The organism is Streptomyces sp. CC228A, assembly GCF_021390935.1.
GTDB lineage: Bacteria > Actinomycetota > Actinomycetes > Streptomycetales > Streptomycetaceae > Streptomyces.
This window is the reverse complement of the sequence record NZ_JAJPUI010000005.1, coordinates 398,133-415,669: the sequence shown is the minus strand read 5'-3', so window position 1 is coordinate 415,669 and position 17,537 is coordinate 398,133. Positions and strand designations below refer to the sequence as shown.

Below are 17,537 nucleotides of genomic sequence, written 5' to 3'. Positions count from 1 at the left end.
CTCGCGCCATGCATGCGATCACGATTCCGGAACCTGGTGGCCCTGAAGCGCTCGTCTGGGCCGAGGTGCCCGATCCCGTGCCCGGCGAGGGCGAGGTCCTCGTCGACGTGGCGGCCACCGCCGTCAACCGCGCCGACCTGCTCCAGCGCCAGGGCTTCTACCCGCCACCGCCCGGGGCGCCCGTGTACCCGGGACTGGAGTGCTCGGGGCGGGTGGCGGCCGTCGGCCCCGGAGTCACCGGCTGGGCTGTCGGCGACGAGGTGTGCGCCCTGCTGGCGGGCGGCGGGTACGCCGAGAAGGTGGCCGTCCCTGCCGGACAGCTGCTGCCGGTGCCCAAGGGCGTGGACGTCGTCACGGCGGCGGCGCTGCCGGAGGTCGCCGCGACAGTGTGGTCCAACGTTTTCATGGTGGCCCATCTGCGGCCCGGTGAGACGCTGTTGGTGCACGGCGGGGCGAGCGGCATCGGGACCATGGCCATCCAGCTCGGCAAGGCCGTCGGGGCGCGCGTCGCGGTGACCGCCGGAAGCCCCGACAAGTTGGCGCGGTGCGCCGAACTCGGTGCGGACGTCCTCATCGACTACCGGGAGCAGGACTTCGTGCAGGAGGTGCGCAAGGCGACCGACGGTGCGGGGGCGGATGTCATCCTCGACATCATCGGCGCCAAGTACCTGGAGCGGAACGTCGAGGCTCTGGCCGTCAACGGCCGACTGGCCGTCATCGGTCTCCAGGGAGGACGGAAGGCCGAGTTGAACCTCGGGGCGCTTCTCGCCAAGCGGGCGGCCGTCACGGCGACCTCGTTGCGCAGCCGTCCCCTTGAGGAGAAGGCGGCCATCATCGCCGCCGTACGGGAGCACGTCTGGCCGCTGGTGGCCGCGGGCGGGGTCCGGCCCGTGGTGGACCGGGTCCTTCCCATGACGGCGGCGGCGGAGGCCCACAGGGTGCTGGAGGACAGCACGCACGTCGGCAAGGTCCTGCTGACCAGCCCCTCTGCGAGCTGACGGGGAACGTGACGGCCCGGCACCCCTCTCGAGGGGGTGCCGGGCCGTTCTGTCGGCAGGGCGGGTCCGCGGCCGTTGCGGCGCCGAATGGACCTGAGCAGATGGGCGCTCGGATCCGGTGCGCGACCGGATCAAGTGCGGGACCGGATCAGGTACGCGCTCGGATCACGAACGGGCTGGGATCGGCACGGGCTTGAGACCGTGCCGGGCACCGTACGCGCCGGGGCCACCGTACGTGCCGGGCACCGTACACACCGCAGCCGCCGTACGTGCCGGGGCACGGCGCGCGCCGGACCAGCGCCCGAGCCGGGCTGCCGCCCAGGTCAGAGGTACGGGCCGCCCGAGCGGGTGGCGTTGTGGCCCGGCTGGTCGTCGTCGCTGCCGCCCGCGCCTGCCGGGAGGGCCCTGCGCATCTGCTCCAGCTGGGCGCGCGCCGCCATCTGCTGGGCGAACAGCGCGGTCTGGATGCCGTGGAAGAGGCCCTCCAGCCAGCCGACCAGCTGCGCCTGCGCGATACGGAGCTCCGCATCCGACGGCACTCCGTCGTCGGTGAACGGCAGGGAGAGGCGCTCCAGTTCCTCGACGAGCTCCGGCGCCAGGCCCTCCTCCAGCTCCTTCACCGAGCTGTGGTGGATCTCCTTGAGCCGGACGCGGCTGGCCTCGTCGAGAGGTGCCGCCCTCACCTCCTCCAGCAGTTGCTTGATCATGCTGCCGATCCGCATGACCTTCGCAGGCTGCTCGACCATGTCCGTGACCGGGACCTCGCGCACCTCGTCGTCATGCTCACCGGCGAGCGCCATACCGTCCTGTCCGACGATGAGGACGTGCGGGCTGTCCTGCGACCGTTCATTCCTCGGCATCTCCATGCCGCCATTCTCTCGTACAGATACGTCACCCCACGGTGTGCCCCTGCACGACGGTGATCCACCCTCGCGCAGGGGCACAACGCGGTCACGCGGCCGCCTGCTCGCGCGTGCCGGATGCGGTCACGCCCCGCTTCCCGCTCAGCGGCTCCGGGTCCGGCTCAGCGGCTCGGGCTCCGGCTGCGGCTGCGGCTGCGGTTCCGGAGCTCGCTCGGGCCGCGCCTCCGGCGCTGGTCCGCCGCAGGCGCTGAGGCCGTCCCGCTCACGCCTCCGCGCGGCGGGCCACCGCTCCCCGTGACCGGGTGAGCAGTGCGGCCAGCAGCGCCGCGCCGAGCGGTACGGCGACGAGCAGGGCACCCAGCGTGGCCCAGGGGACGACGATCGGCACGGTCGGCACGGGTGCGGAGCCCAGCCATCCGGCGTTGAGCCCCTCCTCGTACCAGGCCATCGCCTCGCGCCGTTCGGTGAGCCGCAGCCCGATGGCGGGCAGCACCCCGGCGGCCGAGCCGAGCAGCACGCCCATGGCGGCCACCACCCCGCACTGGAACCCGCTGAGGGTGCGGCGCACGCGGTCCGGCGCCCCGACGGCGGCCAGGGTCCGCAGGTCCGCCTCGGCGTCGGCCTGCGCGAGGCCCGTCGCGATGCCGGCCGCGCCCAGGGTGACCAGACCGGCGAAGACGGTCAGCGCCAGCAGCACGATGCCGTACTCGCTGACATAGCCCTCTTCGACATGCAGGTCGACGGAGATGCCGGAGTTGGCCACGGCGGCGTCGAGCTTCTGCTTCTGCTCCGAGCTGGGCGGCTGGTGCGTCGTGTAGTACGAGCCCAGGGGCACTGTCGTCAGACCGGCCGCCTTGGCGGTGGCCGGGCTCATCACCGCGTTGACGCCGTAGGAGGCGACGTCGTCCGGCAGCTGGTGGGCCGGGAGCGCCCGCACCTCGCCCTCGAACTCCTTGCCCTGCTCCGCGGCGCGGTCGGCCTCCTCCGTGTCGGTAATGATCCGCAGCGAGACCTTGCCGTCCTCACCGACCTGCGCCTTCCAGAAGGAGACGACCTCACCTGCGGCCAGGGCCTTCGCGGCGTCCGGGTCGTCGACGCCGAGCACCGCCAGCAGCTTTTCGTCGCCGACGAGGAGGCCGGTGTCCGTGGGGACGAATCCGAAGCCCCGCGACGCGCAGCGCCAGTCGCGGGCGAACCCGCGGAGCTCCTCCCGCGAGTAGGACGCCTCGGCGTCCGGGGTGCTCCACAGCGGGCACTCGTTCGCCTTGGGGATGACCACTTCCAGCCGGCCGCAGCCCGGCTCGCCGCCCCACGGGTCGCAGGTCGCCTTGCCGACGGTGACGCGGGACACGTCGGCGCGGATGTCGACCGGCAGGTTCTTCTGCACGGCGTCACGGATCGTCGGGAGGTCCCGGCCACCGTCCTCGGTCACCATCGCGGCGACGGCGCCGTGCGGCAGCCGCGCCTCGTACTCGGCGAGGCCCTGTGCGTCGCGGCTGCTCGCGTAGGTGGCGACGGCGACGGTTCCCGCGACGGCCGCGAGGACCGCGGCCACGGCGGGCGCCGTGCGGCCGCGGTTGCGGACGGCGTCGCGCAGGGCCAGCCGCGGCGACAGCGGCAGCCAGCGGCCGGCGCGGCCGAACAGCCCCACCAGCATCGGGGTCATGGCGACCACGCCCAGCTCAGCGAGCGCGCTGCCGCCGGCCACGATGACGAAGCGGTCGCTGAACACCGACCCGTACAGCGCCACGGCGGCACCGACCAGGGTGGCGACCAGCCCGATGACGGGCAGCACGCGGTTGCTCCCGCGGACGCCGCGGCGTCCCGTGAGCGAGGCCAGCACCGTCTCGCGGGACGCGGTGATCGCCGGGACGATGGCGGCCAGCAGGCCGGTGAGCACGGCGAGCAGCGCGATGCCGAGCAGCTCCAGCGGCCTGACGTCGAAGGCCCCGAAGCGCTGTCCGATGGTCTCCTCCAGCCATGGCTGGAGGAGGAAGGTGAGCACCACGCCCAGGACCGTCCCGACCACGGCCGCGGCGACACCGATCACCAGTCCGCCTGCCAGGACGATGGAGCGGATGTGGCGGCGGTCGCCGCCGTTGGCGCCCACCAGGCCGAGCTGGCGGCGCGAGCGGCGCGCCCCGACGGCGAACGCGGGACCGGCCAGAAGGCAGATCTCCAACATGGCGAGGCCCACGACGGTCGCGGCGGCCATCAGGGCGAGGCGCTCCGCGCCGGGGGAGTTGCCGTACGAGTCCCAGCCCTCCTTCTGGAACAGCGGCACGTCGGCCCGGTCGGGCGGGTCGATCAGCACCGTGCGGGACACGACCCGGACGCCCTTGCCGTTGGCCGCCTGGACCATGTTCCACGTGAAACCTTCACGCGAAGCGCTGTCGCCGCCGAGGCCGATCAGATAGCTGACGGCAGCGTCCGACGCGGAGCGGCTGTCCGCTTCGAGGGCCTTGGCGAGCGGGGCGAGCAAGGCGCCGGGAAGCGCGTTGACCTGCACGGAGGTGAGCTCGTCGGGGAGCTCGTACACACCCACGACCTCGTACTCCCGGTCGAGGCCCCGGGCGGTCAGCCGCGAGCCGAGCTCCAGCCCGCTGTCCTTCAGGAACCTGCCGGTGACCGCGACCTCGGTGTCCCGCTCGGGGAAGCGCCCCTCCAGCAGCGGCATCATGCCCCGGGCGAGGGGGTCGGCGGCCTTGATCTCCCGGACGTCGACGCCGAGCAGGCCGTGGGCGGTGCTCACCTTGGCGTAGCCGCTGGTGTCGGTCAGCACCCGCGCACCCGCCGGGAAGGCCTTGCCGACGTCCGTCGACCCCTCCGGATACGGCTGCCCGGGCTTGGGATCCTGGACCGGCGCGGACACTTCACCGTCCGGGCTCTGCAGGATGGCCGCACCGCCCGTCCGGGCGTCGGTGAAGCGGGCGTCCGCGGCACCGAGGAGGCGGGTGGCCTTCTCCTGCGGGGACAGCTCCGCGCTGCGCAGTGTCAGATCGGCGGCGCTCACGCCCAGGATCGGCATCGCGATCATGGCGAGGACGAGGAAGCTGCGCCCCTTGAAGCGCCAGGCGTCGCGGCGGGCGATCCGGACCGCGGCACGCCAGGAGTGGAACCAGTTCGTCACTGCGGGCCGCCCGCCTGACCGGCCGGACCCCGGTCGCCCTGGGAGCCGGAGGGTGCCGTGAGCAGGGATTCCGCATCGCTGCGTACGGTCTGGTCGACGACCGAGCCGTCCCGCAGGAAGACCACGCGGTCGGCCCAGGCGGCGAACCGCGGTTCGTGGGTGACGAGGACCGCGGCGGCGCCCGCGTCGCACCGGGTGCGCAGCAGCGCGAGCACGGACTCGCCGGTCTCGGAGTCGAGGGCGCCGGTCGGTTCGTCGGCGAGGACGAGCCGCCGCTCGCCGACGAGGGCGCGGGCGATGGCGACCCGCTGCTGCTGGCCGCCGGACATCTCGTCGGGGAAGCGGTCGGCGAGGTGGCCGAGGCTCATCTCCTCCAGGGCCGCGAGCGCCTCGGTGCGGGCCTTGCGGGCGGACGTCCCGTCCAGTTCGCGGGGGAGGGCGACGTTCTCGGCGGCGGTGAGCGCCGGTATGAGGTTGTAGTCCTGGAAGACGTAGCCGATGCTCCGGCGGCGCATCGCGGCGATCGTGCTCCGGTCGGCGGAGCTGATGTCGGTGCCCTCGACGATCACCTGGCCCGAGGAGGGAGTGTCCAGCCCGCCCGCGAGGGTGAGCAGCGTGGACTTCCCGGAGCCCGAGGGGCCCATGACGGCGACCAGTTCGCCGGGGAAGACATCGAGGTCGATGCCGCGCAGGGCATGGACCTCCGTGGCGCCGCTGCCGTGGACGCGGGTCAGCTTGCTCAACCGCAGGACGGGCTGGTGGGGCGGCTGTGACGTGAGTGGCGTGGATGGTGACAAGGAAGGATCCCCCTTGGCGTACCGCGACGGGTGCCGGGTACGGGCGGTGTCGGTCGGTGAGTGATGGCAGGGCCCGCGGGCGGGGTGCGGGCCGGTGGTGGTCGTGGTGGGTCGTGGGTCCGGGTGGGGCGGTGGGTTGGTGCGTCCGGGGGCGGTGGGGCGGTGAGTCCTTGGGTCCGGGGGCGGTGAGGGCCGCGGGGCCGCGGGGCGGTGGGTCGGCGGGCCGATGCCTGTATCCGGCCCGGCAGCCTGCATCCGGCCCGGCAGCCTGCATCCGGCCCGGCAGCCTGGGCTGGCCCCGGCCGCCTGGGCCGGCCCGGGGCGTGGAGCCTTGCGCGCTGTCTTGAGGCGGCCTGCGCCTGCCGCGAGCCGCGCTTCACGCAGCCCGCAGCCGCCGGCGCGCCACCGGGGCACTCCAGGCCCGCCGCAAGGCCGCCTGCGCGAACCGGGCGCGTCAGGCCCGCCCCCGAAGGCCCCCTGCGTCCGCCGCGAGGCCCCTGGGCCGCCCCCACGGCCCCTGGGCCCGCCGCGAAGCAGCTCCGTCGCCGCGAGGCCGGGGTCGCCTGCCGGGCGGGCGGGAGGCGCCTTCCGACGCCCCACGGCCCCTGGGCCCGCCGCGAGGCAGCTCCGTCGCCGCGAAGCCGGGTCGCGTGCCGAGAGGCGCCTTCCGACGCCCCGAGGACCCTCCGCCGGCCGCGAAGGGCTCCCAGGACCGGCCGCGTCCTGCTGTGAGGGCTCACAGGGCAGGCCCGGTCCGACCCCGAGGAGCCCTATGTCCGTCCTGAGGACGCGCGCGCCTGCCGGGTGGCGGACGGCGCCTGCGCCGCAGGGGGCGGTACCGGTCCCGGTGCGGCCGCCGACGCGGGTGGTTCCGCCCCCGCGTCGGCCACCGCCGCCGCCAGCCGGATCAGGCGGGCCTCGCAGTGGTCGAGCCAGCGCGCCTCGGCCTCGGTCTGGAAGATCAGCTGCTCCAGCACCAGCAGCCACGCGACGTCGTCGCGGTCCCGGGCGGAGACGGCGCCGCCGCCTTCCAGCGCACCGAGTGCGCGGGCCTTGAGGCGGGTGTAGTCCTGCATGGCCTTCACGGTGTGGTGCCGCTGGGCCTGGATGACCGCGCGGAGGTCGACGCCCGGGGCGCCGACCGCCATGGCCAGCTTGATGGCGAGCTCGTCGCGCGCGGGGCTGGTCCGGTCCACGGGCCGCTCGTACCAGGTGCGCAGCTCTTCCCGCCCCGGGTCGGTGATGACGTACAGGGCGTGCCCCGCGGCGTCCTCGCCTTCCTGGGCGACGAGGCCGTCGCGTTCCAGCCGGTTCAGGGTGGTGTAGACCTGGCCGACGTTGAGCGGCCAGGTGGAGCCGGTGCGGGCCTCGAACTCCGTACGGAGTTGGGAGCCGTAGCGCGGGCCGCGTTCGAGGAGGGCCAGGAGCCCGTGGCGGATCGACATACTCAGTATGTATACCGGGTATGCCGTCGCAGACAACCGACTGCGGATGGACCACGGGCGTCCCCCTCAAGGAGGACCCGGGCGCCGCGCCCGCCACTCAGCCGCGGCGCAGGCGCAGCCCGAGGAAGCCGATTCCGGCGCCCATGAGGGTCAGCCCGAGCCCCATGGTCAGGACGGGGACCCGCCGGTCGACGGTGCTCCCGGTGGCCAGCGGTCCCTCGTACCGGGGCTGCGGGGAGGTGGTGTGCCAGGGCAGGACGACTCCGGGGGACCCCGCCTTCGGGACGGAATCCCACGCCTGCCCGCCGCGGTGGGTGTGCACGGCAGTCGCGGTCGCCGTGCTGCCGCGCGGGGAGTCCGAGGCCGACGGCGAGCCGGAGGGGGAGGCGGAGTCGGACGCGAACGGGCTCGGAAAGGACGGGAAGGGGAACGGCCGGCGTCCGGGGCGCGGCCGTCCCACGCCCTCCGGGCGCCCCGCCATCGACGGCAGCAGGGAGGGGCCGGGCCGCGCGTCCGGCGCGGGGGAGGCGGGCGGCGACGCCTCGGGCGAGGCCCCGGACGCGGAGGGGCCGGGCGATGCGCTCTCCGGGGCGGACTGCCCGGGGTCGGGCGGTCCTCCGGCGCCGCTCGGGCCAGGGCCGGGGCCGGTCGCGAGCGGGGTGCTGGGCGCCGTCGTCGGCCGGTTCCGTTCGGCGTGGGCCTCCGCGGAGGAGGCAGTGGTGGACACCGAGGCGGCGGAGGCGGCGGGCATCCCGGACAGCCACCCGGCGAACACGGCGGCGGCCAGGCCCGCCGCTGCCGCCCCCGCCCTTGCCCCCGGTGCGCGCCGCCCGCGGGCGGTCCCGGCGCCACGCGCGCGTGCACCGTCCGCCGAGGGGGAGACGCGCGGACCGTCCGCCGAGGGGAAGGCGCGCGGACCGTCCGGAGGCGGGACGCGTGCCCCCTCCGGAGAAGAGACGACGCGTGCACCGTCCCGAGACGGGATGAGCGGTGGAGTCACCAGGGACCCCCTCCCGTGACGAGGCGCCGTGTCGTTGCGCTCAGCGTCACACAGCGCTCGCACTCCGGCATCTCGCCGTCCCCGCGGTCGTGCCGTCCGGGGTTACTGGGCGGCGTAGCCGGTGGACACGGTGAGGGTGAACTCGACGTCCGACGGGTCGACCTCTTCGCGCTGCTTGGGGTACTGGTCCATGACGGCGCCCTCGCCGTACACGGACTCGTCCTGCGGGATCTGCCGGGTGATCTTCCAGCCGGCTGCCTGGATGCACTCCTTCACCGAGGTGATGTGCTTGTACCGGAAGTCGGGCAGCTCGATCTTGGAGGGATCGCCGCTGGCCTCCTTGGGGTCCGTGCACTCCTTGGCGTCGATCGTCTTGCCGAGGTCCGGGCCCTTGTGCTCCCGCTCCTCTGCTCCTGCCCCGCCCGCGGACTGCGACGGGGCTGCCCCGGCGGCTCCGGCGCCGCCGCCGGAGTCGTCGTCCTTGAGGTTGAGGGCGGTGATCACGCCGCCGACGGCGATCAGGGCGACCACGATTGCGCCCACGATGACCGGCAGGTTCCGCCTGCCGCCCGAGCCGCCGCTGCCGCCGCTGCCACCGCCGGTGTAGGCGGTCGGGGACGGGGCCGGCGTCGGGTACGGGGCGGGGGCGGACTGGTGCGGGTAGCCGTAGGCCGCCGGGGCGGGCGTCGGCGCCGGGGTCGGCGGTCCGTACGGGCCGGGGGCCGGGGTGACGTGCTGCGGCGGCTGGTACGGGGTCTGGACGGACCCGTGCGGGCCCGGCGCGGGGGTGCCGGAGTAGTCGACCGGCGGGAAGACGGCCGAGCCCACGCCGGCCCCGCTGTGCGTCGGCGCGCCCTGCACGATGACCGGCGCCCCGGTCTGCCCCGCCGACAGCACCCGCAGGCACTCGTCCCGCATGGCGGCCGCGTCGGGGAAGCGCTCGTTCGGGTTCTTCTTCAGGGCCCGCGCGACCAGCGCGTCCATGGCGGGGGTCACCGACCGGTTGATGGTCGACGGGACCGGCGGCTCCTCCTGCACGTGCGCGTAGGCGATGGCCAGCGGGGAGTCCGCGTCGAACGGCAGGCGCCCGGTCAGCAGCTGGAACAGCATGATGCCGACCGAGTAGAGGTCCGAGCGGGCGTCCACGCCCCGGCCGAGTGCCTGCTCGGGGGAGAGGTACTGCGGCGTGCCGACGACCATGCCGGTCTGCGTCATCGACGTGACGCCCGACTGCATGGCCCGCGCGATGCCGAAGTCCATGACCTTGACGACACCGCGCTTCGTGACCATCACGTTGCCCGGCTTGATGTCGCGGTGCACGAGGCCCATCTCGTGGCTGGTCTCCAGCGCGGCCAGCACGTCGACCGTCACCTTCAGGGCCTTGTCGGCGGGCATCGCGCCGTGCGCCTGCACGTCCGCGGCGAGCACGGAGCCGAGGGGCCGGCCCTCCACGTACTCCATGACGATGTACGGCATGACGCCGCCGTCGCCCTGCGCGGGGTCGGCGAAGGTGACGGTGTCCTCGCCGGTGTCGAAGACCGACACGATGTTCGTGTGCTGGAGCTTCGCCACTGCCTGCGCCTCGCGCCGGAAGCGCTCGCGGAACGACTGCTCGCGGCCCAGCTCGGTGTGCAGCGTCTTGATGGCGACCTGGCGGTCGAGCGCGCTGTCGTACGCGAGGTACACCGACGCCATGCCGCCCTCGCCCAGCAGGTCCCGCAGCTGGTACCGGCCGTTCGCGACCGAACCGCCCGCGTAGCGGCCCCGGGCGCCGTCCTGGCTCATCTGTGCTTCCCCCTACGCGCGCATGGCCGCGGTGATCCTGATGTACGCGGCCAAGTCTGCCCCAGGCCACCGACACGTCAAGCCGCCCGCCCGTTCCGTGACCGTACGCGCAAGAACCTTCTCGTAAGTGTTATGGGGCCGGGATCACACGGCGCTCGATTTGCACAGGTGTACGACTCGGCGGTGGAATGGCCGGTCCGTCCCGGACCGGGGCGACGCGCGGAGGCTGTAGCGTGACGTGGCGAAGTACCCCTTGAGAGACGGCGGCACACCGCCCGCGGGCACAGCGCGCGGACAGCGGACGGAAATGACGGCGAGGACCATGGCACCCGGATCCGAAGCAGGTGGCGGCGGAGTGTCGGATGACGGAGCGTCGGCGCGCCCGGCCGGCCATGCGGCAGGCGGCGACGCCGCCGAGTTCGGCGTCGGCGGTCTCGTCGGGGACGGCCGCTACCGGCTGACCCACCGTCTGGGCCGCGGCGGCATGGCGGAGGTCTTCGCCGCCGAGGACGTACGGCTCGGCCGCACGGTCGCCGTGAAGCTGCTGCGCCCCGACCTCGCCGAGGACCCCGTGTCCAAGGCCCGCTTCACGCGCGAGGCGCAGTCCGTCGCGGGCCTCAACCACCATGCGATCGTCGCCGTGTACGACTCCGGCGAGGACGTCGTGGGCGACCGGTCCGTCCCCTACATCGTCATGGAGCTGGTCGAGGGCCGCACCATCCGCGACCTGCTGTTGAGCGCCGAGGCGCCGCCGCCCGAGCAGGCGCTCATCATCGTGTCCGGTGTGCTGGAGGCACTCGCCTACTCCCACCAGCACGGCATCGTGCACCGCGACATCAAGCCCGCGAACGTGATCATCACCAGGAGCGGCGCCGTCAAGGTGATGGACTTCGGCATCGCCCGCGCCCTGCACGGGGCGTCGACGACGATGACGCAGACCGGCATGGTCATGGGCACGCCGCAGTACCTCTCCCCCGAGCAGGCGCTCGGCAAGGCCGTCGACCACCGCTCCGACCTGTACGCCACGGGCTGCCTGCTGTACGAACTGCTGGCGCAGCGGCCGCCGTTCGTCGGCGAGACGCCCCTGTCCGTGGTGTACCAGCACGTCCAGGACACGCCGGTGCCGCCCTCGGAGGTGTCCGCCGGGGCGCCGCCGGAGCTCGACGGGCTCGCCATGCGGGCGCTCGCCAAGGACCCCGACGACCGGTTCCAGAGCGCCGAGGAGATGCGCGGCCTGATCCAGTACGGGCTGCGCATGCTCCAGGAGCAGGGCGGCCACACCGGTGTCTGGAACACCGGCCCGGTCGGGACGTACGACGGCGGGCACACCCCCGGCGGCGGCATGGCGGCCACGTCCGTCATGGGCGCTCCCGTCGCCCCCGGCACGGGCATGGGGCCGCAGCACGGCATGGGGCAGGGCGGCGTGCCCGCCCCGCACCACGGTCAGGGCGGGCACCCGCAGTACGGGGACACCTCGCAGGGCCCGATCCTGCCCCCCGCCAACCCCGACGACGGGGCGTACACCGGCGGCTACGACTACGACGGGCGGCGCCGCGGGGGCCGCGGCAAGGTGCTGCTCTTCGTGGCGTTCGCGCTGGTCGCGATCATGGCCGGTGTCGTGTACGCGCTGAACGCGGCCGAGACGTCGGGCGATACGCCCTTGAAGCCGGCCGTCAGCCCGTCGCCGTCCTCGTCGTCCGGCAAGCCCAGCCCCTCCCCGTCGCCCTCGCAGAGCGAGGAGGGGGAGCAGGACACGGACACCTCGACGGGCGGCGGCACCGGCTGGGAGCCGCAGCCGCAGCGCCCGGAGTACCCGACGTACAGCCGGCAGCCGAGCCCGTCGCCGAGCACCTCGGGCGACACCGGCACGGCGGACGGCGGCACCGACGACGGCGGCACGACGGACGGCACGACCGACGGCGGCACCGACGACGGCGGCACCACCGACGGCACGACGGACGGCAGCAACAGCGAGGGCGGCACCAACGAGGGCGGCGGCGACGACGGCGCCACCGGCTCGACCGACGGCGGTGGCACCACCGACGGCGGTGCCACCGCGACCTCCGGCGGCCAGCAGGGCGGGACGACCGCGGGCGGCGGCAGCACCAGCACGGGGACCACCACCGGAAACTGAGCACCCGTCAGAAGCCTCAAGGGCCTCAAGTGCCCCAAGGGCCCCAAGGGCCTTGGGGGTCTCAATGGCCGCAACCGCCTCAAGCGCCTGAAGGACCCCACGAGCCTCAATAGCCCCAGGGGCCTGAAAGGCCCCAAGAGCCCCAAGAGCCCCAAGAGCCCCCAGAGCCCCCAGAGCCCCAAAAGCTCAGGGGCTCAGTCGGCGGCCCGCGGGCTCACCCGGCGAAGGCGTCGCGTACCGCCTCGTACTCCCTGGTCCACCACACCGTCAGGGCCGACGCCGCGGGGAACTGCGGGTCGGCCCTGCTGTCGTGCAGTTCGTAGCGCCAGCGCAGTATCCAGAAGTCGTTGAGCCGTTCCCACCACACTCGGTGGACGGCCGCGGCCAGCTCCGCCGCGCCCGCCCCGGCGGTCCGCCGGTACGCGCGCGCGTAGGCCCGCACCTTCGGCAGGTCCAGCCGGCCGGTCGGCTGGACGTAGAAGATCAGCGCGGCCCGCACCGCCTCCTCGGCGCGGGGCTGCACCCCGAGCCGGTCCCAGTCCACGATCGCGGCCGGCTCGGCGCCCCGGTACAGCAGGTTCAGCGGGTGGAAGTCGCCGTGCACCCAGCCGCCCGTCCCGGGGCGGCCGCGCCCGGGCGCCGGTGGGCGTGCTCGGCGAGCAGCCGCCGCCGCTCCAGCAGCCGCCGCTCGGCCAGCTTCGTCGAAGGGCTCCCGCGGGCACCGGGCCCTGACCAGGGCCAGCAGCTCGTCGATCGCCCGGTAGGTGTCCTCGGGGTCGGCGCTGCCGTGCGGCTCCGCCGGTGCGCCCCCCATGACCCGCTCCAGGCAGGTGTGGACGAAGCCGAGCAGGGCGCCGAGGCGGCGCGACCCGCCCCGGGTGAGCTGGGCGCCGTACCGGTGGCGGCCCTCCACCCACGGGTGGAGGGCGTAGCAGTGGCCGCCGACCACCGCGACCGTGCGGCCGTCGGCGGCCGGGAGGGGCGGGGCGACGGGGACGCCGAGGGCGTGCAGCCGCTCGGTGGCGCGGTGCTGGCGGGTGATCGTCGCCCGGTCGGAGGTGGGGGCGTCGACGTGCTGCTTGAGGAAGAAGGTGCCGCGGGTGGTGGTGAGGCGGAAGCCGCGGTTCAGCAGCCCTTGGGCGAGCGGCTCGCAGGACAGGGCCTCGGCGCGGGGCACGTACCGGCGCACCAGCGCGTTCACAGGAGGGACGGGCGAAGCGGCGCCGAGCGGGGAGGGGCGGCGGGCGGCGGGGGGTAAGGCGAGGAGAGGAGCAGGAGGCGCAGATGCGACAGATGAGCGCGGCACCCGACAGATGTTAGATCACCATGAGATCACTCCGCTGCGCCGTTCACCAGGCGGACAGCGCCCTCCGGCGGTACGGTCCGGCAGACGAACTCTTCCCGTGGCCGGGGTCCACGGGATACCGTGCCGCTGTTCCGGCGGCCTGCAGGGCTCTGACCAGTGATTGTCCCCCGCTTTCCCGATTTACTTGGAAATCCAAGCAAAATCGCAGGTCAAGTGGGGTTTCGCAGGAATGCGACCCACTGGGTAACGTGCCTATGACAGGGTGCTCGCCGGGGCACCTGTCACGCCTGCCACCGGCCGAGGGCACCCACCCCGTGCACGCGTACGGAGTCAGGCGGAGAGCCGCTCCCCCCAGCTCACAGCAGCCAGGGGGGACCCCAGTCGCCCGGCGGACCCCGGGGACCGGACAGACGGAGGAGCACGCACGTGACCGTGGAAGGCACTGCCGCGCGCAAGCCGCGCCGCAGCAGCGGGGCCAGTACCGGCAGCACCGGCGTCAAGCGGAGCGCTTCGCGCGCGAACGCGAAGAAGCCGCAGGGCAAGAACTCCGAGCCCCCCCTCATCCAGCTGCTGACGCCGGAAGGCGAGCGCGTCCAGCACCCGGACTACGACGTCGACCTGAGCCCGGACGAGCTGCGCGACCTGTACCGCGACATGGTGATGACCCGCCGTTTCGACGGTGAGGCCACCGCGCTGCAGCGCCAGGGCGAGCTGGGCCTGTGGGCCTCGCTGCTGGGCCAGGAGGCCGCGCAGATCGGCTCCGGCCGGGCGCTGCGCGACGACGACTACGTCTTCCCGACGTACCGCGAGCACGGCGTCGCCTGGTGCCGCGGCGTCGACCCGGCGAACCTGCTCGGCATGTTCCGGGGCGTGAACAACGGCGGCTGGGACCCGAACAGCAACAATTTCCACCTGTACACGATCGTCATCGGCTCGCAGACGCTGCACGCGACCGGGTACGCGATGGGCGTGGCCAAGGACGGCGCGGACTCCGCGGTGATCGCGTACTTCGGCGACGGCGCCTCCAGCCAGGGAGACGTGGCGGAGTCGTTCACCTTCTCGGCCGTCTACAACGCGCCGGTGGTGTTCTTCTGCCAGAACAACCAGTGGGCGATCAGCGAGCCCACGGAGAAGCAGACCCGCGTCCCGCTCTACCAGCGCGCCCAGGGCTACGGCTTCCCCGGCGTGCGGGTGGACGGCAACGACGTGCTGGCCTGCCTGGCCGTGACCCGCTGGGCCCTGGAGCGGGCCCGCAACGGCGAGGGCCCGACCCTGGTGGAGGCCTTCACCTACCGGATGGGTGCCCACACCACGTCCGACGACCCGACCCGCTACCGCACCGACGACGAGCGGGCGGCCTGGGAGGCCAAGGACCCGATCCTGCGGCTGCGCCGCTACCTGGAGGCGCAGGGCCACGCGGACGCGGCCTGGTTCGACGAGGTCGAGGCGGAGAGCGAGACGCTGGGCAAGCGCGTCCGCGAGGCGGTGCGCGCCATGCCCGACCCCGACCATATGGCGATGTTCGAGCATGTGTACGCCGACGGGCACGCGCTCGTCGACGAGGAGCGCGCGCAGTTCGCCGCGTACCAGGCGTCGTTCGCGGATGGCGAGGTCAAGTGATCATGGCGGTGCAGAAGCTTCCCCTGGCGAAGGCGCTCAACGAGTCGCTGCGCAAGGCCCTGGAGACGGACCCCAAGGTCCTGGTCATGGGCGAGGACGTCGGCAAGCTCGGCGGCGTCTTCCGCGTCACCGACGGCCTGCAGAAGGACTTCGGCGAGGAGCGGGTCATCGACACCCCGCTGGCCGAGTCAGGCATCGTCGGCACCGCGATCGGCCTGGCCCTGCGCGGCTACCGGCCGGTCGTGGAGATCCAGTTCGACGGGTTCGTCTTCCCGGCGTACGACCAGATCGTCACGCAGCTCGCCAAGATGCACGCCCGCTCCCTGGGCACGGTCAAGCTGCCGATCGTCATCCGCATCCCCTACGGCGGCGGCATCGGCGCGGTGGAGCACCACAGCGAGTCCCCGGAAGCGCTGTTCGCGCACGTCGCGGGCCTGAAGGTGGTCTCCCCCTCGAACTCCTCCGACGCCTACTGGATGCTCCAGCAGGCCATCCAGTCCGACGACCCGGTGGTCTTCTTCGAGCCGAAGCGGCGCTACTGGGACAAGGGCGAGGTCGACCCGGAGGCCATCCCCGGCGAGCTGCACAAGGCCCGCACCGCCCGCGAGGGCACCGACCTCACCCTGGCGGCGTACGGGCCGATGGTGAAGGTGTGCCTGGAGGCCGCGCAGGTGGCCGCCGAGGAGGGCAGGTCCGTCGAGGTCCTGGACCTGCGCTCGGTCTCCCCCGTCGACTTCGACGCCATCCAGGCGTCCGTGGAGAAGACGGGCCGGCTCGTGGTGGTCCACGAGGCACCGGTGTTCTTCGGGTCGGGCGCGGAGATCGCCGCCCGGATCACCGAGCGGTGCTTCTACCACCTGGAGGCCCCGGTGCTGCGGGTGGGCGGGTACCACGCCCCGTACCCGCCGGCCCGGCTGGAGGAGGAGTACCTGCCGGGTCTCGACCGGGTGCTCGACGCCGTCGACCGCGCGCTGGCGTACTGAGGAAAGGCGAGAACACCGTGATCCGCGAGTTCAAGATGCCGGACGTCGGTGAGGGACTCACCGAGGCCGAGATCCTCAAGTGGTACGTCCAGCCCGGCGACACCGTCACCGACGGCCAGGTCGTGTGCGAGGTGGAGACCGCGAAGGCGGCGGTCGAGCTGCCCATCCCGTTCGACGGGACGGTGCACGAGCTGCGCTTCCCCGAGGGCACCACCGTCGACGTCGGCGAGGTCATCATCTCCGTCGACCTGACCGGCGGGGCCGCCGGCGCCGCCGCGCCCGAGACTCCCGCCGCCGAGGCCCCCGCCCCGGCCGCCCCGGCGCCCGAGGCCCCCGCCGAGGAGCCCGAGCCGCAGGGCCGCCAGCCCGTCCTGGTCGGCTACGGCGTGGCCGCGTCGTCCACCAAGCGTCGCCCGCGCAAGCAGGCCGCGCCCACCGGGGCGGCGCCCGCCGCGGTGGCCGCCGTGCAGGGCGAGCTCAACGGCCGCGCCCCGGCCCCGGCAGCCCCCGCGCCGCAGGGGCGTCCGCTGGCCAAGCCGCCGGTCCGCAAGATGGCCAAGGACCTCGGCGTCGACCTGGCCACGGTCACCCCGACCGGCCCCGACGGCGTCATCACCCGCGACGACGTCCGCAACGCCGCGGCACCCGTGCAGGCCCCGCCCGCGCACGCCCCCGCGGCCGTCCCGGCGCAGGCCCCCGCACCGGCGCCCGCCCAGGAACCCGAGCCGGCCGGGGCGGCCGACGCGGGCGCCCGGGAGACCCGCGTCCCGATCAAGGGCGTGCGCAAGGCGACCGCGCAGGCCATGGTGGGGTCCGCGTTCACCGCGCCGCACGTCACCGAGTTCGTCACGGTCGACGTCACCCGCACCATGAAGCTCGTCGAGGAGCTGAAGGGCGACAAGGACATGGCGGGGCTGCGGGTCAACCCGCTGCTGCTCGTCGCCAAGGCCCTGCTCGTGGCGATCCGGCGCAACCCGGACGTCAACGCCTCCTGGGACGAGGCGAACCAGGAGATCGTGCGCAAGCACTACGTGAACCTGGGCATCGCCGCCGCCACCCCGCGCGGCCTCATCGTCCCGAACATCAAGGACGCCCACGCCAAGACCCTCCCGGAGCTGGCCGAGGCGCTCGGCGAGCTGGTGGCCACCGCCCGCGAGGGCAAGACCACCCCGGCCGCCATGCAGGGCGGCACGGTGACCATCACCAACGTCGGCGTCTTCGGCGTCGACACCGGCACGCCCATCCTGAACCCCGGCGAGTCCGCGATCCTCGCGGTCGGCGCGATCAAGCTCCAGCCGTGGGTCCACAAGGGCAAGGTCAAGCCCCGCCAGGTCACCACCCTGGCCCTCTCCTTCGACCACCGCCTGGTCGACGGGGAGCTCGGCTCCAAGGTCCTGGCCGACGTGGCCGCGGTCCTGGAGAACCCCAAGCGCCTCATCACCTGGGCGTAACGGGCCGCACGACCGGCGAGTGCCC

The 17,537-nt window shown here is 73.9% G+C and carries 11 protein-coding genes and 1 pseudogene; 5 read left to right on the top strand and 7 right to left on the bottom strand.

Going from position 1 to position 17,537, the window contains the following annotated elements; translation table 11 throughout:
* The first annotated feature begins 8 nt into the window (after positions 1-8).
* A complete protein-coding gene (locus L6E17_RS17340) occupies positions 9-998 on the top strand; it encodes an NAD(P)H-quinone oxidoreductase (RefSeq protein ID WP_236241647.1) in 990 nt (329 codons plus the stop codon).
* Positions 999-1,321: 323 nt separating this feature from the next.
* Here L6E17_RS17340 and L6E17_RS17335 read toward each other — a convergent pair whose 3' ends face one another.
* From L6E17_RS17335 to L6E17_RS17310, 6 genes are all read right to left on the bottom strand, one after another.
* Positions 1,322-1,864 (bottom strand): bacterial proteasome activator family protein, encoded by a 543-nt coding sequence (locus L6E17_RS17335; protein WP_236241646.1) that lies wholly within the window; start codon positions 1,862-1,864, stop codon positions 1,322-1,324.
* 259 nt (positions 1,865-2,123) lie between these two features.
* Complete coding sequence (locus L6E17_RS17330) at positions 2,124-4,991, bottom strand: ABC transporter permease (protein WP_236241645.1); 2,868 nt, start codon at positions 4,989-4,991, stop codon at positions 2,124-2,126.
* Positions 4,988-5,734, bottom strand: a complete 747-nt coding sequence (locus tag L6E17_RS17325) for an ABC transporter ATP-binding protein (protein ID WP_236241644.1) — start codon at positions 5,732-5,734, stop codon at positions 4,988-4,990. The genes L6E17_RS17330 and L6E17_RS17325 overlap by 4 nt, the downstream gene beginning before the upstream one ends.
* Before the next feature lie 824 nt (positions 5,735-6,558).
* Positions 6,559-7,233 (bottom strand): PadR family transcriptional regulator, encoded by a 675-nt coding sequence (locus L6E17_RS17320; protein ID WP_236241643.1) that lies wholly within the window; start codon positions 7,231-7,233, stop codon positions 6,559-6,561.
* Positions 7,234-7,330: 97 nt separating this feature from the next.
* Positions 7,331-7,555, bottom strand: coding sequence for a hypothetical protein (locus tag L6E17_RS17315; protein WP_236241642.1), 225 nt, complete (start codon positions 7,553-7,555; stop codon positions 7,331-7,333).
* A gap of 780 nt (positions 7,556-8,335) precedes the next feature.
* Positions 8,336-10,018 carry a protein kinase gene (locus tag L6E17_RS17310; protein ID WP_236241641.1) on the bottom strand — a complete coding sequence of 561 codons (1,683 nt, stop codon included), beginning with the start codon at positions 10,016-10,018 and terminating at the stop codon, positions 8,336-8,338.
* A gap of 322 nt (positions 10,019-10,340) precedes the next feature.
* Between L6E17_RS17310 and L6E17_RS17305 the strand changes: the two genes are divergently transcribed.
* Entirely contained in the window at positions 10,341-12,152 is a 1,812-nt protein-coding gene (locus tag L6E17_RS17305; protein ID WP_236241640.1) for a protein kinase, read from the top strand.
* 214 nt (positions 12,153-12,366) lie between these two features.
* On the opposite strand, the gene L6E17_RS17300 is transcribed toward L6E17_RS17305, so the two are convergent.
* Positions 12,367-13,353 carry a phosphotransferase gene (locus L6E17_RS17300; protein WP_236241639.1) on the bottom strand — a complete coding sequence of 329 codons (987 nt, stop codon included), beginning with the start codon at positions 13,351-13,353 and terminating at the stop codon, positions 12,367-12,369.
* A 429-nt stretch (positions 13,354-13,782) separates the two neighbouring features.
* Between L6E17_RS17300 and pdhA the strand changes: the two are divergent.
* The 3 genes and pseudogenes from pdhA to L6E17_RS17285 all read left to right on the top strand — a co-directional run.
* A pseudogene (pdhA, locus tag L6E17_RS17295) lies at positions 13,783-15,078 on the top strand (pyruvate dehydrogenase (acetyl-transferring) E1 component subunit alpha); the annotation flags it as partial.
* Between the two features lie 2 nt (positions 15,079-15,080).
* Entirely contained in the window at positions 15,081-16,061 is a 981-nt protein-coding gene (locus L6E17_RS17290) for an alpha-ketoacid dehydrogenase subunit beta (protein WP_236241637.1), read from the top strand.
* Positions 16,062-16,096: 35 nt separating this feature from the next.
* Complete coding sequence (locus tag L6E17_RS17285; protein WP_236241740.1) at positions 16,097-17,512, top strand: dihydrolipoamide acetyltransferase family protein; 1,416 nt, start codon at positions 16,097-16,099, stop codon at positions 17,510-17,512.
* Positions 17,513-17,537: the final 25 nt, after the last annotated feature.

Bases quoted from the DNA above. Each gene is read 5' to 3' on its own strand.
- L6E17_RS17340 (WP_236241647.1), top strand. From the start codon at position 9: ATGCATGCGATCACGATTCCGGAACCTGGTGGCCCTGAAGCGCTCGTC.
- L6E17_RS17335 (WP_236241646.1), bottom strand. From the start codon at position 1,864: ATGGAGATGCCGAGGAATGAACGGTCGCAGGACAGCCCGCACGTCCTC.
- L6E17_RS17320 (WP_236241643.1), bottom strand. From the start codon at position 7,233: ATGTCGATCCGCCACGGGCTCCTGGCCCTCCTCGAACGCGGCCCGCGC.
- L6E17_RS17310 (WP_236241641.1), bottom strand. From the start codon at position 10,018: ATGAGCCAGGACGGCGCCCGGGGCCGCTACGCGGGCGGTTCGGTCGCG.
- L6E17_RS17305 (WP_236241640.1), top strand. From the start codon at position 10,341: ATGGCACCCGGATCCGAAGCAGGTGGCGGCGGAGTGTCGGATGACGGA.
- L6E17_RS17290 (WP_236241637.1), top strand. From the start codon at position 15,081: ATGGCGGTGCAGAAGCTTCCCCTGGCGAAGGCGCTCAACGAGTCGCTG.
- L6E17_RS17285 (WP_236241740.1), top strand. From the start codon at position 16,097: ATGCCGGACGTCGGTGAGGGACTCACCGAGGCCGAGATCCTCAAGTGG.